Genomic DNA, 22,667 nt, shown 5'->3' on the forward strand with positions numbered 1-22,667 from the left:
GTGGCGTGTGGGGGGATGAAGGCGGGGAGGACGTGGTCGCGGCCGTGGCCGGGGGTGCCGTGGCGGTGGCGCCAGCGGTCGTCGGCCGGGAGGAGGTCGCGGAGGGCGGTCAGGAGGTCGTCGTCGCTGCCGGCGCCGGTTTCGATCAGGGCGATGCCGGCGGTGGCGTGCGGGACGAAGATGTTCAGGAGGCCGTCGCGGCCGGCTGCCGCCTCGGCGAGGAAGGCTGTGCAGTCCCCGGTGAGGTCGTAGACGGTCTCGCTGGAGCCGGTGGTGACGTTCAGTACGCGTGTCGTGAATGCGTTTCCCATACCTCCATGATCGGGGATTCGCCGAGGGGCGCTGAACGTGACACACGGCCGCAACAATGGACCACTGGCCGAGACGGCGATTGACCCGGTTCCGGCCACACGGCTACGTTCAGCGGCATGTCTTCGTCAGCCCTGCTCACCACGCGCGGTCACATCGACCTGCTGCGGGTGGCTTCTGCCGCCTGTCGCCGCGGCTGCTACTGCTGCCACTGCTGCTGACGAGTTTCATTTCTGGCTTTCAGGCCAGGCTGCACCGTTTTGCTTTTTCTGTCGCGCCTTTTGCTGTGGCGCGTGATGTGCCGTGCTTGCGTGCGGTCCGGCCTTCTTCCCGTTTGCGGAGTCTTCATGACGCCTGATCAGGCTGTAATTGATCGATATTCGGAATCCCCTTCGCCACCGGATTCAGCCGATGCCTCTCGGGGGCCCGAGCTTGTCACTCTTGTGCCGGTCTCCGCTCGTCGGCGGTCCGTGCCGCGGTGGTTGCGGCGTACGACCGGGCCGGTGGGGCTGGTCGTGCTGTGGCAGGTGTTGAGTGCGTCGGGGGTGCTCCATCCCGACGTGCTTGCCTCGCCCGGCACCATCGCACGTACCGCCGCTGGGCTCGTCTCGGACGGGACGCTGCCGTCCGCGATGCTGGTGTCCGTCCAGCGTGTGCTTGTCGGGCTGGTACTGGGCGGCGTCGCCGGCATTGCGCTGGCGCTCGCCTCCGGGCTGTCGCGGCTGGGTGAGGATCTGGTGGACGCGACCGTGCAGATGCTGCGGTCCATTCCGTGGGTGGGCGTCATCCCGCTGTTCATCATCTGGCTGGGGATCGGTGAGGCACCGAAAATCGCGTTGATTGCGCTCGGGGTCGCTTTTCACCTGTACCTGAATGTGTACGCCGGAATCCGGGGTGTGGACGCCCAGTTGGTCGAGGCGGGGACCTCGCTCGGGCTCGGCCGGTGGGGGCTGATCCGGCACGTCGTACTGCCCGGTGCGCTGCCGGGTGCAATGACCGGGCTGCGTTACTCGCTGGCCACCGCGTGGCTGGCGCTGGTATTCGGTGAGTCGGTCAATGCCGATGACGGCATCGGATTCCTCATGAACCAGGCGCGGGAATTCTTCCGTACCGATGTGATCGTGGTCTGCCTCATCGTGTACGCACTGCTCGGTCTGCTCGCCGATTTCCTCGTCCGTACTCTCGAAAGGCTGTTGCTGCAATGGCGACCGACGTTCACGGGGCAGTGAGCCCCACGACTGACGGCAGTGCTTCCGCCGCCGTACGTGTGGCCGGGCTGACCCGCTCCTTTGGTGGGCGGGCCGTGATTGATGGTCTTGAACTGGCCGTGCAGCCCGGCGAGTTCGTGGCACTGCTCGGGCGCAGTGGGTGCGGGAAGTCGACGTTGCTGCGCGTGCTCGCCGGGCTCGACCGGGAGATCGAGGGTGAGGTGTCGGTACCGCGCCGCTCGGCCGTTGCCTTTCAGGCGCCGCGGCTGATGCCTTGGAAGAAGGTTTGGCGGAACGTTCTCCTCGGACTGCCCGGGCGGCCCGAACGGGCTGTTGCGGAACGGGCGTTGGGAGAGGTCGGGCTCTCGCACCGTACCGATGCCTGGCCCAAGACGCTCTCCGGTGGCGAGGCCCAGCGCGCCTCGTTGGCCCGGGCCCTGGTCCGCGAGCCGGATTTGCTGCTGCTCGACGAGCCGTTCGGCGCGCTGGACGCGCTGACCCGTATCAAGGCGCAGCGACTGGTCGCCGAGCTGTGGCGGCGGCGCGGCTGCGCAGTGCTGCTGGTGACCCACGATGTCGAGGAGGCGCTGCTGCTCGCGGACCGGGCGCTGGTCATGGATGAGGGCGTGATCGCGTACGAGACCACCATCGACCTGCCGCGCCCCAGGGACATCGCGTCCCCCCGCTTCGCGGCGCTGCGCGCCCAACTGCTGGACCGGCTGGGTGTGGATGCCCCCGCCGAGGCCACCTGATCGAGTTGACGCGTCGCCTCCCCCTCCTCCCCCTCCTCGCTTTACAAGCTTACGGATCAACGAACCAACGAACCCGATGAACCCAACGCGATGAATTCAACGAACGGAACTGTGATGAGATCACGCCGACCGGTCCGCGCCCTCGTACCGGGTGCCGCCCTGCTGCTCCCGCTCGCGCTGCTGCTGACGGCGTGCGGCGGTGCGTCCCGGGCGGACGGTTCCGCCGGCGGTACGGGCAGTGGCACCGACGGCAAGGGCTCCGTGACGCTGAACGTCGGTGACCAGAAGGGCGGCTCCGAGGCGCTGCTGCGGGCCGCCGGTGAGCTGGACGACCTGCCGTACCGCATCAAGTGGTCCACCTTCACCTCCGGGCCGCCGCTGCTGGAGGCACTCAACGCGGGCGCGGTCGACATCGGCGCGGTCGGCAACACACCGCCCGTCTTCGCCGCGGCCGCCCAGCAGAAGCTCAAGGTCATCGCCGCCTCGCACAGCTCCTCGGAGGGCGAGACGATCCTGGTGAAGAAGGACTCGCCACTGAAGCGGCCCGGCCAGCTCAAGGGCAAGACGATCGCGGTGGCGCAGGGCAGCTCGGCCAATTACCAGCTCGTCGCCTCGCTGAAGAAGGCCGGCCTGACGACGAAGGACGTCAAGCTCAGCTATCTGCAGCCGGCGGACGCGCTGGCCGCGTTCACCCGCGGTCGGGTGGACGCCTGGGCGGTGTGGGACCCGTACACCTCGCAGGCCCTGGACCAGGCCGACGCGCGCGTGCTGACCACCGGGCAGGGCGTCGTCAACGGCCTGAGCTTCCAGGTGGCCGCGCCCGCAGCACTGAAGGACAAGAAGAAGGCCGGGGTGCTCAAGGATTACAACGACCGGCTGCGGCGTGCCCAGGACTGGGTGTTCAAGCATCCGCAGAAGTGGGCCGAGGTGTGGGCGAAGGAGACCGGGCTGCCGGAGAAGGTGGCGCTGGACGCGGTCGAGCGGACGCGCGGTACGGCCGTGCCGGTCGCGGTCGACAAGGCCGCCATCGCCTCCGAGCAGCAGATCGTGAACACCTTCGCGGACATCGGGCTGATCCCCCGGAAGTACTCCTTCGCCGACTTCGTCGACACCCGGTTCAACGGTGACCTGCCGCCGTCGAGCACGCGACCGCGTACGTACGGAAAGACCGGCTGAGGGGGCAGCCACGACGCCGGGAAGACAGCGGCGCCCCGCATGGTTAGTAGAAACATGAACTACACCAGCGGGGCGCGTGACGTCGAGGTCGTGGTGATCGGTGCAGGTCAGGCCGGTCTTGCCGCCGCCTTCCACCTGCGGCGGCTGGGTTACACACCGGATCAGGACTTCGTCGTACTCGACCACGCGCCGCGCCCGGGCGGCGCGTGGCAGTTCCGCTGGCCGACGCTCACGTACGGCAGGGTCCACGGCATGCACGCGCTCCCCGGCATGGAGCTGACGGGCGCCGATCCGGGCCGTCCCTCCGCCGAGGTGATCGGGGACTATTTCACGACGTACGAGGAGACCTTCGGGCTGCGTGTGCATCGGCCGGTGCAGGTCACCGCGGTGCGTCCAGCCAGTCGCGAGCCTCGCGGCCGGCTGCTCGTCGAGTCCTCGGAGGGGACGTACGCGGCGCGGGCGCTGGTGAACGCGACCGGGACGTGGGACCGTCCGTTCTGGCCGCACTTCCCTGGTCAGGAGCGGTTTCGCGGGCGTCTGCTGCACACTGCCGGTTACCGCGGGCCGCAGGAGTTCGCCGGGCAGCGGGTCGTCGTGGTCGGCGGTGGCACCTCCGCCGTGCAGCATCTGATGGAGATCGCCGAGGTCGCCGCGGACACGGCGTGGGTGACCCGGCGGCCGCCGGCCTTCCGGGAGGGTCCCTTCGACGAGGAGCGCGGCCGCGCCGCCGTGGCCCTGGTCGAGGACCGCGTACGCCAGGGGCTGCCGCCCCGCAGTGTGGTCTCGGTCACCGGCCTGCCGATGACGGAGGAGATGCGGCGAGCCCGGGAGCGGGGCGTGCTCGTCCGGCGGCCGATGTTCGAGCGCATTACGGAGGACGGCGTCCGCTGGGCCGACGGGAGCACCTTCCCGGCCGACGCCATCCTGCTCGCCACCGGGTTCCGCCCGGTCATCGACCACCTCGCCCCGCTCCGCCTCCGCGATCCGGGCGGCGGAATCCGCATGGACGGCACGCGTGCCGTCCGGGACCCCCGCGTCCACCTCGTCGGCTACGGCCCCTCGGCCAGCACCATCGGCGCGAACCGGGCGGGACGCGCCGCCGCACGCGACATCCGGGAGCTGCTGGAACGCGAGCCGGTGGCCGCCTGAAAGCGCTTCACCGGAGAGCTGCGCTCACTCGAACCGCGTCCAGTCGCCCGCTCCCCGGCGGACGATCTCGGTCTCGCCGCCGGAGAAGTCGATGACCGTGGTCGGCTCGGTGCCGCAGTCGCCCGAGTCGACCACCGCGTCCACCACGTGATCGAGCCGTTCCTTGATCTCCCAGCCCTGCGTCAGCGGTTCGTCCTCGTCGGGCAGGAGCAGGGTGCTGGAGAGCAGCGGCTCGCCCAGTTCGGCGAGCAGCGCCTGCGCGACGACGTGGTCGGGGATGCGGACCCCGACCGTCTTCTTCTTCGCGTGCAGCAGCTTGCGCGGCACTTCCTTCGTCGCCGGGAGGATGAAGGTGTAGCTGCCGGGCGTCGCGGCCTTGATGGCCCGGAACACATCGTTGTCGATCTGCACGAACTGGCCGAGCTGCGCGAAGTTCTGGCACACCAGGGTGAAGTGGTGGCGGTCGTCGAGGTTCCGGATGGACTTGATCCGGTCGATGCCGTCCCGGCTGCCGAGCTGGCAGCCGAGGGCGAAACAGGAGTCCGTCGGGTAGGCGACGAGCGCGCCCGAGCGGATGCTGTCGGCCACACTGCGGATGGTGCGCGGCTGCGGGTTTTCGGGGTGCACGTCGAAGTACTTCGCCATCCGTCGAGCGTAGGCGATGTTCGACCGGATCATCGAAAGACGGAGCCGGTGGATCCGGTAGAGGCGGCCGGTGAGGGAAATCGGCCGCCGGTGCAGTAGTGGCCGTGAGGTCCGTTCTCGGGGGTAGTCGGAAGGGGTGGGGCAGCCCACAGCGGAGAGGAGAGCGTGATGGTGGTAGCGGTCATCGCTGTCGTGTGTGTGCTCATGCTGGTTCTGGGGTTCGTCGTGCCGAGGTTGTCCCGGGGCCCGCAGCGGGGCACGCAGAAGTCGCTCGGTGCGGGCGCGCGTGGGGCAGGCAAGGCTCCCGGCTTGGTGGGGCGACTGCTGAGCGCGCCGTTCCGCAGCAGCAACCGGGCGGTTCGGAAGAGCGGCCGCGCCGGCCGTAAGGGCCGCTCCCGTATGCCCTTCTGATGTGACGGTACGTCAGGCCGTACGGCAGTGTGCCGGTACGTCAGGTCATACCGCAGTGTGCTGATACGTCGGGTCGTAAGCGGTGCAGGGTGTCACACCTCCGGCGGCGCGCCCTCGATCGGCCGTCCGAGCACGCCCGGCCGGCGCTGCCGGGGCAGCGGGCCGCCGGGCGGGCGGTAGTCGACGCCCAGGGCATCGAGGCGGGCGTAGTGGGCGGTCATGCGCGCCTCGAAGGCCGGGTAGTCCCGTTCCGCCGGTGCCGGCAGCGGGGACCAGGCGACCTCGGCGAACGCGGCGAGCCGGGGAAAGACCTGGTAGTCGACGCGGGAGCGGTTCTGCATGACCTCGGTCCAGACGTTGGCCTGGGTACCGAGGATGTGCCGGGCGGCTTCCGGGGAAAGGCCGGCGGGGACGGGTTCGAACCGGTAGACGTCCTCCAGCGTGCGTACATAGCCGATGGGCATCGGCTCGTCGGGGCCGCCGTGCTGGCGGTGGTCCAAATACACCTGCTGCTCCGGGCACATCACGACGTCGTGTCCGGCCTCGGCGGCGGCGATGCCGCCCGCGTAGCCGCGCCAGGAAGAGACCGCGGCGCCTTCGGCGAGGCCGCCCTCCAGGATCTCGTCCCAGCCGATGAGGCGGCGGCCGCGCGCGGTCAGCCAGCGGTCGAAGTGGCGGATGAACCAGGACTGGAGGCCGTCCTCGTCGGCCAGCCCGAGTTCGGCGATCCGGGTCTGCGCGGCCGGGGACCGATGCCACTGGTCCTTGGGGCACTCGTCGCCGCCGATGTGCACGAACGGCGAGACGTGCGGCGGGAAGAGCTCCAGTACCTCGGTCAGGACGTCCTCGTAGAAGCGGAGGGTGGCGTCCGTGGGCGCGAGGATGTTCGGGCTGACGCCCCAGTTGTCCCACACTTCCAGCGCGGCGGTGTCGACGACGTCGGTGTTGCCGAGCCAGGGATAGGCGGCGATGGCGGCCTGGGAGTGGCCGGGGATGTCGATCTCCGGGACGACGCGGATGTGCCGCTCGGCGGCGTACGCGACGATCTCCCGGATGTCGTCCTGGGTGTAGTACCCGCCGTACGGCGTCTCGTCCCACAGCTCCGACGCGCGGTGGCCGTACTTGGTGCGGGCGCGCCAGGAGCCGACTTCGGTGAGGCGCGGGTGGCGCTTGATCTCGATGCGCCAGCCCTGGTCGTCGGTGAGGTGGAAGTGGAAGACGTTCAGCTTGTGTGCGGCGAGCAGGTCGAGGTAGCGCAGCACGTCGTCCTTGGGGAGGAAGTGCCGGGCCACGTCGAGCATCATGCCGCGCCAGGAGAAGCGGGGGCCGTCCTCGATGCGTACGGCGGGCAGGCTCCAGACCGTCTCGGGGTTGATCGGTGCGCGGCGGAAGGCGTCGGGGCCGAGGAGCTGGCGCAGGGTCTGGGCGGCCCAGAAGACGCCGGGCGGGCCGCCGCCGGTGATCCGTACGGCGCCTCCGGTGGTGTCGAGCCGGTAGTCCTCGGGCGGCATTTCGGGGGCGGTGGTGAGGGTGATGGTGCCGGGCGCGCCGGCCGGGCCCGGAGGGAGCGCCAGTCCCAGTGCGGCACCCAGTGTGCCGCGCAGCCACCGCTCGGTGGTCCCGGTGCCGGGACCGGCCGCGAGCGTGGTGGACGCGTTCAGGACGCACTGGACATTGTCACCGACACTCAAGTGCCGTGGCGTCGGGACCAGTTGGGCGTTCATTGGCATCAGTCCTTGACCGCGCCGCCGAGTCCGGAGACCAGGCGGCGCTGTACGAGTACGAAGAAGACCAGGACGGGGACGGTCATCACGGTGGAAGCGGCCATGATCCCTCCCCAGTCGTTCTCATCAGGCTTGAAGAAGACCAGCAGTGCCATGGGCAGAGTGGACTGCGAGGTGTCGCTGATGAGGAAGGACTTGGCGAACAGGAAGTCGTTCCAGGTGGAGATGAAGGAGAAGACGCTGGTCGCGGCCAGACCGGGGAAGACCAGCGGGAAGAGGATCTGCCACAGGAAGCGGGTGCGGCTCGCGCCGTCGATCGCGGCCTGCTCCTCCAGCGCCTCCGGTACCGCCCTGACGAAGCCGCGCAGCATCCAGATGGCGAACGGCAGCGAGAAGGCGAGGTGCGGCAGGATCAGCGAGCCGAGCGTGTTGAGCTGCCCGAAGTCCCGCATGAGGAAGAACAGCGGGATGGTGAGCGCCTCGACCGGCACCATCTGCGCGACCAGGAACATGATCAGCAGAGTAGTGCGGAACCGGAAGCGGAAGCGGGTGACCGCGGTGGCGGCCAGGAAGGCGATCAGCGCGGAGGCGAGGACGACGGTGCCCGCCACGATCAGGCTGTTGAGGAAGTACCGGCCGAAGTCCTGCTGCTCGAAGACGCGGCGGAAGGCGTCGAGGGAGGGGGCGAGGGTCCAGGGGCGAGGCTCGGTGGACTGGATCTCGGCCGTGGGTTTGAGGGCGGAGAGGACCATCCAGTACAGGGGGAAGGCGACGAGGGCGGCGATGACGAGGGCGCCGGTCTCCGCGGCCAGCCGGCCGGGCCGCCGGACCCCGATCGTACGGAGCAGGCTCACAGTTCCTCCCCCTGGCGCCGCACGATGCGCAGGTATACCAGCGTCACGGCCAGCAGGATCAGCAGCATGACGACGCCGATGGCCGAGCCGAGGCTGTACTGCGAGGAGGCGAACGCCTTCTGGTACGCGTACACATTGAGTACGAGGTTCTGTCCGGCGATGCCGCCGCCGCCCGTCATCACATAGATCTGGGTGAAGACCTTGAAGTCCCAGATGACCGACTGGATGGTGACGACGACGAGGATCGGCCGGAGGATCGGCGCGAGGACCGAGCGCCAGGTGCGCCACTGCGAGGCGCCGTCGAGCGCGGCCGCCTCCAGCACTTCGGCGGGGACCGCGCGGATGCCCGCGTACACGGTCACCATCACGAACGGGAACGAGCACCACACGACTTCGAGGAGGACCAGGGCGAACGCGCTGTACTGGCCGTAGGTCCAGGAGAAGTCGCCGAGTCCGAGCACCTTGTTGACGGGCCCGAAGTCGGGGTCGAAGAGGAAGACCCAGACGGTGGAGCCGGTGATGGCGGGGGTGGCCCAGGCGCCGAGCGCGGCCAGCATCAGCACGAGCCGGGGCAGCGCGCGGACGCGGGTCAGCAGGACGGCGAGCGCGCAGCCGACCAGGAGGGTGGCGAGCACGCAGGCGGCGGCGAAGAGGACCGTGGCGAGGAGGACCCGCCAGAACTCACCGTCGCCGAAGAGCGCCGCGTAGTTGCCGAACCCCTGGAAGGAGGTCGGCCGGCCGCCGCTGACCTGGGCCTGGGTGTACTCCAGGAAGGAGATCAGGCCGAGCTGGTAGATCGGATAGACGAGCAGTCCGGCGAGCAGGACGAGCGCGGGCAGCAGGTAGAGCCAGGGCGTCCAGCGGGGGCGGCGCAGGGCGGTCGAGGTCAAGGGGCGGCCCTCACCGGGCGGCGGAGAACGCGGCGTCCATCTTCTTCGCCGCGTCGTCGGACGCCCGGTCCACGCTCTTACGGCCGCTGACGATCTCCTGGTACATGGTCGGGAGGATCAGCGAGGCGTCGATCTGACCCCAGGCCGGTGAGGCGGGGACGAACTTGGCGCCGGAGTGCAGGGTCCTGACGAACGGCGCGACGTACGGCTGCTTCTTCGCGGCCTCGTCCAGCACGTCGGTGTAGGTCGGCAGGAAGCCCATCGCGTCGAAGAGTCTGCGTTGGGATTCCTTGCCGGTCAGCGACTTCATGAGGTCCACCGCGAGGGTGCGGTGCGAGGTGCTCTTCAGGACGCCGATGTTGTTGCCGCCCGCGAAGGCGGGGGCGATCGATCCCTTTTTCACGCCGGGCAGCGGGACGACCGCGTACTTGTCCTTGGCCTTGCTCGCCTCGACGGCGGCGTGGCTGAAGTCGCCGCCGATGGCCATGGCCGCCTTGCCGGAGGTGAAGGCGGTGACGGTGGCGTTGCCGCCCATGGAGGCGCACTTGTCCGCCGGGCAGTTGGCGTCGCCGAAGAGGGAGGCGTACGTCTCGATGCCCTTGCGGGCCTTCGGGGTGTTGACGGTGGCCTTGTAGGTGTCGCCGCGCTTTTCGGCGAGTTCGCCGCCGTGGGCCCAGAGGAAGGGCAGGGCGCCGTAGGTGTACGCGCCGCCGACCGCGAGGCCGTAGAGGCCCGGCCGGGCCTTGTGGATCTTCTTCGACGCGGCGATCAGCTCGGCTTGGGACCGGGGCGGGGCGATGCCCAGGTCCTTGAGGACGTCGGTGCGGTAGTACAGCGCGCGGACGCCGACGAAGAGCGGTGCGCCGTAGACCTTGCCGCCGACGGTCACGGACTGCTTGGCGGTGGGGTCGGTGTCCTTCGCCTCGTCCCAGGCGGTGTACTCCGCGGTGACGTCGGCGAGGCCGCCGTCCTTGACGTAGCCGGCGGTGTCGGTGTTGCCGTACTCGATGAGGTCCGGCGCGCTCGCGGGGTCGTTGAAGGCGGCCTTGATGCGCTGGGCGCGGGTGTCGACCGGGATGTACTCGACCTGCACGTCGGTGCCCTTGTGCCGCTTCTCGAACGCGGCGACGGCCGCGTCGACGACCTTCTCCTTGGGCTTGTTGCCGACCTCCCGGAACAGCCACACGCGCAGCGTCCCGCTCTTCTCGTCCTTGGTCCCGCCGCTCGCCGAGGTCTGCGGAGCGCAGCCGGTGACGGCGAGGCCGGCGAGGACAAGTCCCGCCAGTGGAGCGGCTATTCGGGCATACGCGGTCATCGGCACCCCTACAGATCGAGCGTTGCAACATACGCAATGAACGTTCCGCTCTGCACAACTGGCGGGATCATATGGGCGGCGAAGAACGCCGACAAGTGGTCTGTACCACTCAACTGGCGTTCAGTATCGGCCAATCGAATTTAAGACGATTGCCTTAGTAAGACGCGCGTCTTACGGTGATCGGGACGCCGAAGCCCGGAGGAGCCCCCCATGACCGACGAGGCCACACCGATCCCCGACTACCCGTTCACCCAGCCCCACGTGCTGGAGCCGCCGCAGGAGTGGGCCGAGAACCGCGCGAAGTGCCCGGTGGCGCACGTGCGGATGCCCAGCGGCGACGTCGTCGGACTGCTGACCGGATACGACGAGGTCCGCACCCTGCTGGCCGACCCGCGGTTCAGCCGCAACCTCGCGCGGGAAGGCGGGGCGCGCCTGTCGAACACCGAGGACGGCGGCATGTTCAGCCGGCGCAACCCCGGCGCCACGGACATCCAGGAGGGCCCCGGTCACCAGCGCTGGCGCCGGCTGCTCAGCCGCGCCTTCACGGTGAAGAAGATGGAGGCGTGGCGGCCGCGCATCCAGGGCATGGCCGACGAGCTGGTGGACGCCATGATGGCCGGGGGCTCCCCCGCCGACCTCCGGACGGCCGTCGCACTGCCGCTGCCGGTGCAGGTCATCTGTGCCCTGCTGGGCGCGCCGAGCGAGGACCAGGAGAAGTTCGCGTACTGGTCGGAGGTGGCGCTGACGCTGACCAAGTACACGCAGGAGGAGGTCGACGCGGCGCAGCAGGCGTTCCTGGACTACGCCTCGGACCTGGTCGAGCAGAAGCGCGCGCACCCGGGTGACGATCTGCTCAGCGAGCTGACCCTGATCTCGGACAGCGAGGACGGCCGGCTGAGCCACGACGAGCTGGTCTCCACGGCGCGGGGTCTGCTGCTGGCCGGGCACGAGACCACCTCGAACATGATCATGAAGATGACCGCGCTGCTGCTGGCCGAGCGGGAGCGCTACGAGGCGGTGGTCGCCGACCCGGAGCTGATCAGGGGCACGGTGGAGGAGTCCCTGCGGATGGACCCCCTCGCGGGCGTGGGCATTCCCCGGTTCATCACGGAGGACACCGAGGTCGGCGGGGTACCGGTCGGCGCGGGCAGCAACCTGCTGGTCAACATGGCGGCGGCCAACCGGGACGCGCGCAAGTTCCCCGAGCCCGACCGGTTCGACCCGCGCCGCGAGAACAACAGCCAGCACGTCACCTTCGGCGCGGGCCCGCACTTCTGCGTCGGCCAGACGCTGGCCCGGGTGGAGCTGCAGGTCGTACTGGGCACGTTCGCCAGGCGGCTGCCCGGCCTGCGGCTGCGGGACAAGCCCGAGGAGCTGCGCCCCCGGGACGGCGTCGCGGCCGGCGGCCTGGAGGAACTGTGGGTCATCTGGTGAGGTTTCGGAGCACCGGGGCGGCGGGGAACGAGGAGGTAGCATGAAGATCACCGTGGACCAGGAAGCGTGCTGCGGCAGCGGATTGTGTGTGCTCAGAGCCGATCAGGTCTTTGACCAGCGGGAGGAGGACGGTGTCGTGATGCTGCTGGAGGAGGCGCCGTCGCCGGAGGACTTCGAAGAGGTGCGCGCCGCGGCTGCGGGGTGCCCGACCGGAGCCATCCGACTCGCGGAATGATGACCCCAGCGCCGGCCGCCCCGCCGTCCCCCCGCTCCGTGGTCGCGCGGACCAAGCTCATGCGCACCGCGGAGCGGCTCTATGCCGAAAAGGGCTTCGCGAACGTCTCGGTCCGGCAGATCAGCGAGGCGGCCGGCCAGCGCAACAACTCCGCGGTGCAGTACCACTTCAACGGCCGCGACGAGCTCATCAAGGCGATCCTGTCGAGCTACACGGACGTCATCGAGGGGCGCCGCATCGCCATGGTGGAGACGCTGCTCGGCACGGACCGGGCGGTGACGCGGGAGGAGCACTTCGCGTGCCTCATCCTGCCGGGCGTCGAGTACCACATCGAAGCGGCCGCGCCGACCTGGGGCGCGCGCTTCTTCGCCCAGGCGATCGTCGAGCCGGCGCTGCGGGAGTACGTGATCCAGGAGCAGCTGAACACGCCGTCGCTCCGGATGCTCAACACCCACGGCGCGGTGCGGCGGAAGGACTTCCCGCGCGGGCTGTTCCAGCGGTACAGCGCGATGGTGCGGCAGCTCAGCGTGCACGCCTTCGCGGAGCTGGAGTACGACCTGGCGAACGGCCGGATCGAGCAGCGGGAGGCGGAGGCGCGCTGGCGGCTGCTGGGGCAGGACCTCATCACGTCGCTGTGCGGGCTCTCCACCGCGCTGCTCGGCGAGGCCGGGCGATAGGGGCCCGCGTTCAAGGCTTACCGTGCAGGGCTCACCGCAGGCCCAGCCGGGCGGCCGCCGTGTCGCCGCGCTCGCCGACCGGGCGGACGCCGGTGGCGGCAGCCAGCCCGTACAGCGGCATGTCGACATAGATCGTCTCGTACCCGCCCGCCGACACGGTGTAGTTCTCGTGGAAGATGCCCACGGCGCCGCGGCTCTCCCGGACCCGCCGGTTGAACTCCGCCCACGCGGGCCGGTGCTGCCGCCGCGTGTCCGAGGCGTACGCGAGCAGCTTCTCCTGCGACTCCCAGTACTGGATCACCTCGATCACCCGGGGCGGGCCCAGCCGGGTCCGGGAACCCAGCAGGCCACTCCCCCGGGCGGTCATCAGCTCTCTGATCACCGGCCCCGTCGCCCGGCCCACCGGCACCCAGCCCCGCGGCGAGCGAAACCTGTTGATGCGCATGCCGACGACGAAGACGACCAGGTCACCGGTGGCTGCCGCGGTGTTACGGCCGAGCTCCGGCGGCGGTGTGCGGGGCGTCATGCCGGTACCCCGCACTCCGCGCCCGCCAGGGCCTCGCGCGCGAGCCGGGCGTTGTGGCCGAGGTGCGCGGGGTCGAGCAGCTCGTCGTGCGTGCCGGAGCCGTCGAGCCGGACCGCTCCGGTACGGGAACTCTCCTGCCAGCCGGCCCGTTTCCCGAATACGTACGACAGTCCGCTCCGCTCGGCGGCGATCACCGTGATCGGTGCGGCGACCGTGCCGAGGTTCGGCGTGCGGCAGCAGTAGGCCAGGTAGTCCCGGGCCTGGCCGATGGTCTCCTCGGCGAGCGGGCCGGTGCCGGCCCGCTCCCCCAGCCGGTCGCGCAGCCCTTCCTCGAAGCGGGCCAGCTGCTCGGCGCCCAGCGGCCCGGCCTCGGTGAAGCGATAGGAGTCCAGCAGGACCAGCCGGGACACCTCCCTCCCCCGGCGTTCGAGCTCCTTGGCCACTTCGAAGGCGAGGTTGCCGCCGAGCGAATAGCCGAGGAGGGCGCACGGCCCGTCCGGCCGGAGCGAGGTGATCAGGTCGGCATAGCGGGCGGCCTTGTCCTCATCGGGGAGGGAGGGGAGGTAGTCGAACGCGATGACGTGGAAGTCCGGAAGGTGGCCGGCAAGTTCGCGGTAGGCGGCGCCGTGGCCGCCCGCCGGCGGGAAGCAGAAGACCGTCCGGTCCGGTGCCGGGTCTTCGGGGCCGAAGCGGATGCAGGGCGGGGCCTCGCCGGCGTCGCCTGCCACCACCTGCTCGACGGTGCGGGCCATGCCGCGCAGCGTGGTGTCCTTGAACAGCGGGCCGACGGGGATCTCGGTTCCGTACTCGGTGCGCAGGTGGTGGATCAGCTCGATGAGGGTGAGCGAGCTGCCGCCCGCCTCGAAGAACTCATGCCCCGGGCCGAGGAGTTCGCCGCCGAGCAGGGCCTGCCAGTGCGCGGCCATCCGTGCCTCGTAGGGCGTGGCCGGCGCTTCGGGGGTCCGGTCCTCCGGCTCGTACGCGGGAGCGGGGAGCGCGGCGGTGTCGACCTTGCCGTTCGCCGTCAGCGGCAGTGCGGGCAGCGCCACGAAGTGGGAGGGGATCATGTACGCGGGGAGGTGGTCGGCGAGCCGCCGGCGCAGCTCGCCCCGGTCCACCCGGGTCCCTTCGTCCGGTACGTAGTAGGCGCACAGGGCGTTGTCGCCGCCGTCGGTCCGGCGGGTCGTCACATGGACCTGGCGCAGCGCGGCACAGCGAGACAGCTGGGTCTCGACCTCGCCGGTCTCCACGCGGTGGCCGCGCACCTTGACCTGGCGGTCCGCGCGCCCCAGCAGCTGGACCGTGCCGTCCGCCGACCAGCGGGCCAGGTCGCCGGTGCGGCAGAGCCGGCGCGGTGCTCCGTCCAGCGTGCGGGTGGGGAAACGGCGCGCGTTCTCCTCCGGGTCGCCGAGGTAGCCGGTCGCGACGGCGGCGCCGCCGATGAAGAGCTCGCCGGTCACACCGGGCGGCACCGGCTCGCCGTACCGGTCGAGGATGTACAGCTCGCTGTTGGGCAGCGGGCGGCCGATCGGGACGGTCGCGCCCGGTGCGAGGCCGTCCACCGGGCCTTCGAAGTACGCGCTGTCGATGGTGGCCTCGGTCAGCCCGTACGAGTTGACCAGGCGGGTCCGCGGTCCGCACAGGGCGTGCAGCCGCCGGTGTTCGCCCGCCCGCCAGGTGTCCGAGCCGACGATGAGCAGGCGCAGGAAGTCCAGCCGCAGCCCGGCCGTTTCGCAGTGGCTGATCAGGCCGCGGGCGACCGCCGGGACGAATTCGGCGCAGTCGACCCGCTCCTCGGCCATGGTCCGGTAGAGCCGGTGGGTGTCGAAGAGCAGGTCGCGGTCGGCGAGGAGCAGGGTGCCCCCGGAGCACAGCGCGCGCACCAGATCGCCGGTGAAGACGTCGAAGGACGGGGCGGCCATCTGGAGGTGAACGCCGGCCTCGTCGTCGAGACCGTACTCGGCGCGCCAGGCGGCGTGCACGGCGGCGAGGTTGCGGTGGCTGACCCGGACGGCCTTGGGGCGACCGGTCGAGCCGGAGGTGTGGAGGATGTAGGCGGGCGCGTCCAGGGCGATGGGCGGCTCGGTGTCTTCCGAGGTACCGCTGTCCTCCGGCTCCGGCGCGTCCAGGTCGTCCGGGGTGACCACCTCGCAACCGTCCCGGCGGGGCTCGGCCCGGTCCGCCACGAGCAGGACGGCGCCCGCGTCCGCGACCAGGCGGGCCGTCCGGTCGGCCGGATGGCCCGGATCCAGCGGCAGGTAGCAGCCGCCCGCCCGCAGCACCGCGAGGAGCGTGACGATCAGCTCCGGGGACTTGGCCATGCGGACGGCCACCACGGCGCCGTCGCGCACGCCCAGCGCGCGCAGCCGGCGGGCCGCCCTGCGGGACCGTTCGTCCAGCTCGGCGTAGGTGAGCCGGTGGGTTTCGCCGGCTGCCGCGGGGGCCACGACGGCGACGGCTCCGGGCCGTTCGGCGGCGCGCCGCCGGATGAGGTCGGGTACCGGCACATCGTGGTCGGCGGTCCGGCCGGTCCCGCTCCACCGGACGAGGATGCGGTCGCGCTCCTCGGGGCCGAGCAGGGGCAGCCGGGCGGCCGGTGCCTCGGCGGGGGCGCGGGTCAGCGCGTCCAGCAGGTTCAGGTAGTGCCCGGCCATCCGGCGGGCCGTCGCCGCGTGGAACAGGTCGGTGTTGTACTTCAACGCGCAGGTGAAGCGCCCGTCCGCGGGCTCCTCGCACGCCACCAGCGTCAGGTCGAACTGCCCTTCCTGTTCCGGCAGTTGGATGTTCTCCGCCCGGTATCCCGACAGCTCCTCGCCGAGCTGGTGGGTGAGCAGGGCGAACATCGACTGGAACACGGCCGAGCGGCTGGCGTCGTGCGGCAGCCCCAGCTGCTCGACCAGGAGGACGAACGGGTACTCCTGGTTGTCCAGGCCGCCCAGCACCGTGTCGCGGGTACGGGCCAGCAGATCGGCCACCGAAGGGTCCCCGGCCAGGCTGACGTGGAGCGGCAGCGGGTTGACGAAGTAGCCGTACACCGGGGCGAATTCCGGGCGGGTACGTCCGCTGACGGGGCTGCCGATGATGAGGTCGTCCTGGCCCGAGTAGCGGTGCAGTAGCAGGTAGTACGCGCTCAGCAGCACCATGAAGGGCGTGACGCCGTGGTGGAGCGACAGCGCGTGCACCCGGGCGCCGAGTGCGGCGTCGATCTCGAAGAACTCGGAGGCGCCGCGGTGGGTGGCCACCACGGGGCGGGGCTTGTCCGTGGGCAGCTCCAGGTAGGGGATGCGCGCCGGCAGGTGCGCCCGCCAGTAGTCGAGCATGCGCTGTGCCTCGGGGCCGGCGAGCAGGCTGTTCTGCTGGTTGAGGAAGTCGAGGTACCGGGCGGGCAGCGGCGGGAGTTCGGTCGGCCTGCCGTGCCGCAGCGCGTCGTAGAGCGCGAACACCTCCTCGACGAAGGTGAAGACGGAGTGGGCGTCGGAGATGATGTGGTGGACGCCGTTGAGGGTCACCCAGCGGCCCGGGGCGAGCTTGTAGAGGCGGAGCCGGACCAGCGGGCCGCGCGTCAGGTCGTACGGCCTGCGGTACTCCTGGATCATCCGTTCGCGTACGGCGTCCCAGTCCTCGCCCTGCACATCGAACACGGCCACGTCGACCCGCGCCTCCGGGGAGACGCGCTGCACGGGCCGTCCCTCCTCCGCGACGAAGGTGGTCCGCAGGCACGGGTGACGTTCCACCAGGAGGCGGAAGGCGGTGACGAACAGGTCCGGGTCGAGTTCGCTGTGCACCAGCGTCGCGCCGCCGATGTTGTAGGCGTGCGCGTCCGGGTCGAGTTCCCGGAGGAACCACAGCGCCTTCTGGTTGTACGTGAGGGGGTATCGCTCCTCGTCGATGTGCTGCTCCGCCGCGGGCGTGGCCTCGGGCCCGCCGGCCGCCAGCAGCCCCTCGTACAGCCGGGTGGTCAGCGCGTCGACCGGCTCGCCGCTGAGCAGCGCCACCACCGGGAGCGTGACGCCCAGCTCCGTACCGACCCTGGCGCGCAGCTCCATCGCCAGCAGGGAGTCCAGGCCCAGCGCGAGCAGCCCGGCCGCCGGATCGACGCTTTCGCACGGTACGCCCAGCACGGCGGCGACCAGCTCACCGAAGCGTTCCATGGTCAGGTGGCGGCGGGCCTCCTCGCCCTCCGTCGCGTGGAAGGTCTCCAGGAAGGTGCCGCGCGCCTCGGTCGCCGGGGTGTCGGCGGCGGCCGCTGCCAGGTCGGCGACGAGCGGGGGCGGCGCGGTGTACCAGGCAGTGGCGGTCCGCCAGTCGGTCACGGGGGCGACGGCGAGCTGCGCCCACTCCTGGCCGATGGTGCGCTGCAGTACGGCCATGCCGGCGGCGGGCGAGAGCGGGCTCATGCCGCGCGCCGTGCGGTAGTGCTCAGCGAGGCCGCGCTCCTCGATCATTCCGGCGTCCCAGGGACCCCAGCCCAGGCTGAGCGCGGGCAGGCCACGGGCCCTGCGGTGGTGGGCGAGCGCGTCCAGGAAGGCGTTGCCGGCCGCGTAGTTGGTCTGCCCGGCGGTGGTCATCAGGGCCGCGATGGAGCCGAAGAGGACGAAGTGGTCGAGCGGTTCGTCGCGCAGGTGGTGGTGGAGCAGCCAGCCGCCGGCCACCTTGGGCGCGTACGCGGCGTCGAACGCCGCGCGGTCCATCTCCGGCACCAGGGCGTCCCTGACCTCACCGGCGAGGTGGAACACCCCGCGGATGGGCGGGAGTTGGCGGCTTCTGCGGTCCGCCAGCCAGTCGGTCAGCGCCGCCTCGTCGGTGATGTCCAGCGGGGCCGGGACCGGTTGGGCGCCGAGCGCCTCCAGCTCCTTGAGGAAGGCGATCCGCTGCCCGGTGGGGGTGCCGGGGTCGGTGCGGTGCCACTCCGTGCGGTCGGGCACCGGGGTGCGGCCCACCAGGATCAGCCGGCGGGCGCCGCGCTCGACGAGGGTGCGGCAGAGCACCTGGCCGAGCGCGCCGAACGCGCCGGTCACGAGGTAGTCACCGTCGCGCCGGAGCCGCAGCGGCAGCGGGCGGGTGAGGCCGGTCGGCGGGCGGAGCCGGCTGGTGCGGCGCTCGCCGCCGCGCAATGCGATCTCCTCGTCGCCGGTGGTGGCGAGCTCGCGCCAGAGCGCCTCGGCCTCCCCCTCGGCGGGTTCGGCCGGGAGGTCGATCAACTTGCCGCGCTGCGCGGTGAGTTCCTGCTGCCACAGGACCCGGCCGAGGCCCCAGGCGGCGGCGCCCAGCGGTTCGACGGGGTCGTCGGCGTCCACGGGCTGGGTGCCGCGGGTGACGATGTGCAGCCGGGCGCCGGGCTGCGCGTCCGGCAGCAGCTGCGCGAGGCGGACCAGCGAGTACGCGCCGAGCCCGGTGCACCGGGTCAGTTCCGTACGGGTGACCTCGTCCAGCGCCGGCAGGTCCAGGTTCCACAGGTGGACGACGGCGTCGAAGGGGGCGTCGAGGTCGGCGAAGAGGCGGGTCAGGTCCTCGGCCGAGTCGGGCCGGACCGTGGATACCTCCGGGCCGTGCGTGTACCGCGTGCCGGGGCGCACCAGGTGGCAGCGTCCGCCGCTGTCCCGCGCGAGCCCGGCCAGTTGCTCGGCAAGCGGTCCCGCGTCGGCGAGGATCAGCAGGTCACCGGGGCGGTCCGCGTCCTCGGGCAGGGCGTCGGCGTCGGCATCGGTCCAGACGACCTCGGCCAGCCAGTTGTCGATCGTGCTGAGGCCGACCGAGGCCGCGGCGCGTTCGACGTCCGCCGCGCGGAAGCCGGTGATCCGGCCCAGTGGGGTGCCGTCCTCGGCGTACAGCGCGAGGTCGCCGGTGATCTCGTCGGCATCCTGGCGGGTGAGGGTGGCGTGCACCCAGAACGGCCGGTCGCCGACCGGGTCGAGGCGTACCTCGCCGATCGCGAGCGGCAGGCGGATGCCGCCGGAGGCCCGGCCGTCCTCCGCCAGCAGGGTTGTCAGCAGGGTCTGGAAGGCGGCGTCGAGCAGGGCCGGGTGGCAGTGGCTGTCCGCCGCGCCGGTGAGCCCGGCCGGCGGCCGGATACGGGCCAGTGCCTCGCCGGGCCCGGTCCAGACCTCCTCGATGCCCTGGAAGGCCGGGCCGTACTCGTACCCCTGCCCGGCCAGCGCCGCGTACGTCTCGGGGCCGGAGAGCCGGTGGCCGGCACGGGAGCGGACCGCGTCCGGGTCGAGCGCGGGGCCGGGCGCGCGGCGCTGACCTGCGCGGACGACGCCGGTGGCGTGCACGGCGGGTTCGGCCGCGCCCGTCGCGACGGTGAAGTCCGCGCCGTCCGGGTCGAAGGAGAACTGGACCGCCGTCGGCTGCGCGTCGTCGAGGAAGAGCGCCTTGGTCAGCCGGATGTCGGCCAGCGCCGCCGGGCCGCCGCCGGTCAGCGCCCGTACCGCCTGTGCCACCATCTCCAGGTAGCCCGCGGCGGGGAAGACCACGTTGCCCTGGATGCGGTGGTCCGCCAGGTACGGCAGCTGTTCGGTGTCGAGCCGGGCCTCCCAGGTGGGCCGGGTGTGTGCGGTGCGGCGTCCCAGCAGCGGGTGGTCGAGGCGGCCGAGCCGGACCTGTGCGATGCCCTCGGGCTCGGACCAGTACCGTTCCTGGCGCCAGGGATAGCGGGGCAGCGGGACCACCCGGCCGCCCGGCTGGAGGCCGTCCCAGTCCAACTCGACGCCCAGAGTGTGCAGTTCGGCGAGCGTGCGGTGGAACCGTTCGGCCTCGTCCTCCCGGCGGTGCATCGAGGCCAGCGTCCGGCCTTCGGTGCCCGTGGCCTCCAGGCACTCGGCGATCGAGTGGCCGAGCACGGGGTGCGGCCCGAGCTCCAGGAAGAGGCGGTGGCCGTCCTCGGCCAGCCGGTCGACGGCCGCCCGGAAGCGGACCGGCTCGCGGACGTTCTCCCACCAGTAGGCGGCGTCCGGCGCGTCGCCGGGTGTCGGGTCCTGGCGGGCCGTCAAGTACAGCGGTACCTCGGGCGGGCGCGGCTTCAGATCCGCCAGCGCCGCCAGCAGCTCGTCCCTGATCGGGTCCATGCGCACGCTGTGGTACGGGATGTCGACCGCCAGGAAGCGGGCGAAGATCCCCTCCTCTTCGAGGTCGGAGGCGAGGGCGCGGAGCGCGTCGGCGTCCCCGGACAGGGTGACGCCGTGGGGGCTGTTGACCGCCGCGACCGACACCCGGTCGCGCAGCGCGCGGACGCGGCGCCCCGCCTCGGCCTCGGTCAGCCCGACGGCCAGCATCGTGCCGGTACCGGCCAGCCGATGCTGGAGACGGCTGCGGTGCAGGATCACCGTGACGGCCTCGGGGAGGGTGTGGACCCCGGCTTCGTAGCACGCGGCGACCTCACCGGTGCTGTGGCCGACGACGGCGTCGGGGCGGAGCCCGTGGCTGCGCCAAAGGGCGGCGAGGCCGGTCTGGAGCGCGAAGTTGGCGGGCTGCGCGAGCCAGGTCTCGCCCATCCTCGACTCGGCCTCGTCCTTGGCGAGCTCGTCCAGCAGGGACCAGCCGGCCTGGGCCCGGATCTCGCGGTCGCACGCCTCGACGGCCGCGCGGTACACCGGTTCGGTCGCCAGCAGCCCGCGGCCCATCCCCCACCACTGCGGCCCCATACCGGTGAACACCCAGGTAGCTCCCGGGTGTTGGCGCTCGCGGCTGTGGCCGGTGACGACGCGGGGGTGCTGCTCGCCCCGCTCGTACGCGGCCAGCGCCTCGTCCAGCGAGTCGGGTGCCGCCGGGGAGTAGACCACCGCGAGCCGGTGCGCGTGGTGTTCGCGGCGGTGGGCGAGGGTGTGGCCGAGGTCGGCGAGGGCGGGCGGCGTGCCGTGCGCGCCGGAGAGCTCGGCGCGGAGGCCGGTGGCGAGTGCGCGCAGCCCCTCCGGGTGGCGGGCGCTCAGCGGCAGGATCGTCCGGCTGCGCTGCGGCGGTCCGGGCCGGGAAGCGGCCGCGGGCGCCGGTGCCTCTTCCAGCAGTACGTGGGCGTTGGTGCCGCCGAAGCCGAAGGAGTTGACGCCGGCCCGGGCGGGCCCGTCGTGCGCGGGCCAGTCGACCAGCCGGTCCGGGATCTCGAAGGGCAGCGCGGCCGATTCGAGGGCCGGGTTGAGCCGCTCCAGGTTGAGGTGCGGCGGGATCTTCCGGTGCTTCAGGGCGAGCACCGTCTTGAGGAGTCCCGCGATGCCGGCGGCGGCCTCGGTGTGCCCGATGTTGGTCTTGACCGAGCCCACGTAGCAGGGGGCACCGGGCGGGCGCCCGTCGGACAGGACACGGCCGAGCGCCCGGGCCTCGATCGGGTCGCCGACCGGGGTGGAGGTGCCGTGCGCCTCGATGTACTGCAGGCTGCCGGGCACGACGCCCGCCTCGGCGCACACCTTCCGTACGAGATCCACCTGGGCGTCCTCGCGCGGCACGGTGATGCCGTTGGTCCGCCCGTCCTGGTTCACCCCGCTGCCGAGCACCACGGCGTGCACCGGGTCGCCGTCGCGCACGGCGTCGGCCAGTCGTTTCAGTGCCACGACGGCGACGCCCTCGGCGCGTACGTAGCCGTCGGCCGCCGCGTCGAAGGCGCGCGACCGGCCGTCGACGGAGAGGAAGCCGCCCTTGCTCTCGGCGATGGTGAAGTGCGGCGCGCAGTGCAGCAGCGTGCCGCCGGCCAGCGCGAGGTCGGTCTCGCCGCGCAGCAGGCTCTGCCGGGCAAGGTGCAGAGCGACGAGGGAGGAGCTGCAGGCGGTGTCGAGGGAGACGCTGGGCCCGCGGAAGTCGAAGGCGTGCGAGATGCGGTTCGACACCATCGTCATCATGGTGCCGGTCGCGGTGTGTGCCGTAAGGAAGTCCAGGTCGGCGTAGTGCAGGATGTTGTAGTCCATCGTGAAAGCTCCGATGAACACGCCGATGTCGCGGCCCGCCAGGCCGGCCGGGCGCTGCCCGCCGTCCTCCAGGGCTTCCCAGGAGACCTCCAGGAGCTTGCGCTGCTGCGGGTCGAGGTGCGTGGCCTCGCGCGGGCTGATGCCGAAGAACGCCGGGTCGAATGCGTCGAAGCTGTCGATGTACCCGCCGCGGCCGCCGACCAGCCGCCCGGGCTTGGCCCGGTCCCGGGTGCCCAGGGTGGTGACGTCGTACCGGTCGGCCGGGGTCGGGACGATACAGTCCCGGCCCTCGGCCAGGTTCCGCCAGAACGCCCGGTGGTCGTTGGCATGGCCGGGCAGGCGGCAGCCGATACCGATGATGGCAATCCGGTCATTAAGGGCGGAATCAGGCACTCGACTCATACGAGCAAGATAGAGGGCACATACGGCACATTCCGGCACTCTGCCTGACGACACGTCAGGTCAGCT

General features: G+C 71.5%; 17 protein-coding genes. 9 read left to right on the forward strand and 8 right to left on the reverse strand.

The window, feature by feature from the left end; translation table 11 throughout:
* The coding region (locus CCS38_RS25355) for a YjbQ family protein (RefSeq protein WP_223735627.1) at positions 1-311 on the reverse strand (311 nt) is incomplete at its 3' end.
* 117 nt (positions 312-428) lie between these two features.
* On the opposite strand from CCS38_RS25355, the gene CCS38_RS35760 reads away from it, so the two are divergent.
* The 5 genes from CCS38_RS35760 (at position 429) to CCS38_RS25375 (ending at position 4,594) form a co-directional block, all read left to right on the forward strand.
* Positions 429-530, forward strand: a complete 102-nt coding sequence (locus CCS38_RS35760) for a putative leader peptide (RefSeq protein ID WP_372457143.1) — start codon at positions 429-431, stop codon at positions 528-530.
* A 126-nt stretch (positions 531-656) separates the two neighbouring features.
* Positions 657-1,538, forward strand: a complete 882-nt coding sequence (locus CCS38_RS25360) for an ABC transporter permease (RefSeq protein ID WP_372457144.1) — start codon at positions 657-659, stop codon at positions 1,536-1,538.
* Positions 1,511-2,269 carry an ABC transporter ATP-binding protein gene (locus CCS38_RS25365; protein WP_223735628.1) on the forward strand — a complete coding sequence of 253 codons (759 nt, stop codon included), beginning with the start codon at positions 1,511-1,513 and terminating at the stop codon, positions 2,267-2,269. The genes CCS38_RS25360 and CCS38_RS25365 overlap by 28 nt, the downstream gene beginning before the upstream one ends.
* 114 nt (positions 2,270-2,383) lie before the next feature.
* On the forward strand, positions 2,384-3,445 hold the full coding sequence (locus tag CCS38_RS25370) for an ABC transporter substrate-binding protein (protein WP_223735629.1): 1,062 nt from the start codon (positions 2,384-2,386) through the stop codon (positions 3,443-3,445).
* A 54-nt stretch (positions 3,446-3,499) separates the two neighbouring features.
* Positions 3,500-4,594: an NAD(P)-binding domain-containing protein gene (locus tag CCS38_RS25375; protein ID WP_223735630.1), complete on the forward strand. Its 1,095-nt coding sequence runs from the start codon at positions 3,500-3,502 to the stop codon at positions 4,592-4,594.
* Positions 4,595-4,618: 24 nt separating this feature from the next.
* Here CCS38_RS25375 and CCS38_RS25380 read toward each other — a convergent pair whose 3' ends face one another.
* Positions 4,619-5,239, reverse strand: a complete 621-nt coding sequence (locus tag CCS38_RS25380) for an L-threonylcarbamoyladenylate synthase (RefSeq protein WP_223735631.1) — start codon at positions 5,237-5,239, stop codon at positions 4,619-4,621.
* A gap of 168 nt (positions 5,240-5,407) precedes the next feature.
* Here CCS38_RS25380 and CCS38_RS25385 point away from each other — a divergent pair, with 168 nt between their 5' ends.
* Positions 5,408-5,650, forward strand: coding sequence for a DUF6411 family protein (locus CCS38_RS25385; RefSeq protein ID WP_223735632.1), 243 nt, complete (start codon positions 5,408-5,410; stop codon positions 5,648-5,650).
* Between the two features lie 92 nt (positions 5,651-5,742).
* Here the strand turns inward: CCS38_RS25385 and CCS38_RS25390 are convergent, their stop codons facing one another.
* Genes CCS38_RS25390 through CCS38_RS25405 form a run of 4 tightly spaced genes read right to left on the reverse strand, consistent with a single transcriptional unit; the run spans position 5,743 to position 10,433 of the window.
* Entirely contained in the window at positions 5,743-7,374 is a 1,632-nt protein-coding gene (locus CCS38_RS25390) for a beta-N-acetylhexosaminidase (protein ID WP_223735633.1), read from the reverse strand.
* Positions 7,375-7,379: 5 nt separating this feature from the next.
* Positions 7,380-8,228 carry a carbohydrate ABC transporter permease gene (locus tag CCS38_RS25395; protein WP_372457145.1) on the reverse strand — a complete coding sequence of 283 codons (849 nt, stop codon included), beginning with the start codon at positions 8,226-8,228 and terminating at the stop codon, positions 7,380-7,382.
* On the reverse strand, positions 8,225-9,118 hold the full coding sequence (locus CCS38_RS25400) for a carbohydrate ABC transporter permease (protein WP_223735634.1): 894 nt from the start codon (positions 9,116-9,118) through the stop codon (positions 8,225-8,227). The genes CCS38_RS25395 and CCS38_RS25400 overlap by 4 nt, the downstream gene beginning before the upstream one ends.
* A 10-nt stretch (positions 9,119-9,128) precedes the next feature.
* On the reverse strand, positions 9,129-10,433 hold the full coding sequence (locus CCS38_RS25405; RefSeq protein WP_223735635.1) for an extracellular solute-binding protein: 1,305 nt from the start codon (positions 10,431-10,433) through the stop codon (positions 9,129-9,131).
* Positions 10,434-10,643: 210 nt separating this feature from the next.
* Here CCS38_RS25405 and CCS38_RS25410 point away from each other — a divergent pair, with 210 nt between their 5' ends.
* The 3 genes from CCS38_RS25410 to CCS38_RS25420 are packed head-to-tail and all read left to right on the forward strand — an operon-like array spanning position 10,644 to position 12,779.
* Positions 10,644-11,867, forward strand: a complete 1,224-nt coding sequence (locus CCS38_RS25410; RefSeq protein ID WP_223735636.1) for a cytochrome P450 — start codon at positions 10,644-10,646, stop codon at positions 11,865-11,867.
* A 40-nt stretch (positions 11,868-11,907) separates the two neighbouring features.
* On the forward strand, positions 11,908-12,102 hold the full coding sequence (locus tag CCS38_RS25415) for a ferredoxin (protein WP_031054638.1): 195 nt from the start codon (positions 11,908-11,910) through the stop codon (positions 12,100-12,102).
* Positions 12,099-12,779 carry a TetR/AcrR family transcriptional regulator gene (locus tag CCS38_RS25420; protein WP_223735637.1) on the forward strand — a complete coding sequence of 227 codons (681 nt, stop codon included), beginning with the start codon at positions 12,099-12,101 and terminating at the stop codon, positions 12,777-12,779. Before CCS38_RS25415 ends, CCS38_RS25420 begins: the two co-directional genes overlap by 4 nt.
* Positions 12,780-12,810: 31 nt before the next feature.
* Here CCS38_RS25420 and CCS38_RS25425 read toward each other — a convergent pair whose 3' ends face one another.
* Positions 12,811-13,305: a DUF4188 domain-containing protein gene (locus tag CCS38_RS25425; RefSeq protein ID WP_223735638.1), complete on the reverse strand. Its 495-nt coding sequence runs from the start codon at positions 13,303-13,305 to the stop codon at positions 12,811-12,813.
* Positions 13,302-22,601: a non-ribosomal peptide synthetase/type I polyketide synthase gene (locus CCS38_RS25430; protein ID WP_223735639.1), complete on the reverse strand. Its 9,300-nt coding sequence runs from the start codon at positions 22,599-22,601 to the stop codon at positions 13,302-13,304. The genes CCS38_RS25425 and CCS38_RS25430 overlap by 4 nt, the downstream gene beginning before the upstream one ends.
* Positions 22,602-22,667: the final 66 nt, after the last annotated feature.

Source organism: Streptomyces purpurogeneiscleroticus, assembly GCF_020024005.1.
Classification (GTDB): Bacteria; Actinomycetota; Actinomycetes; order Streptomycetales; family Streptomycetaceae; genus Streptomyces; species Streptomyces purpurogeneiscleroticus.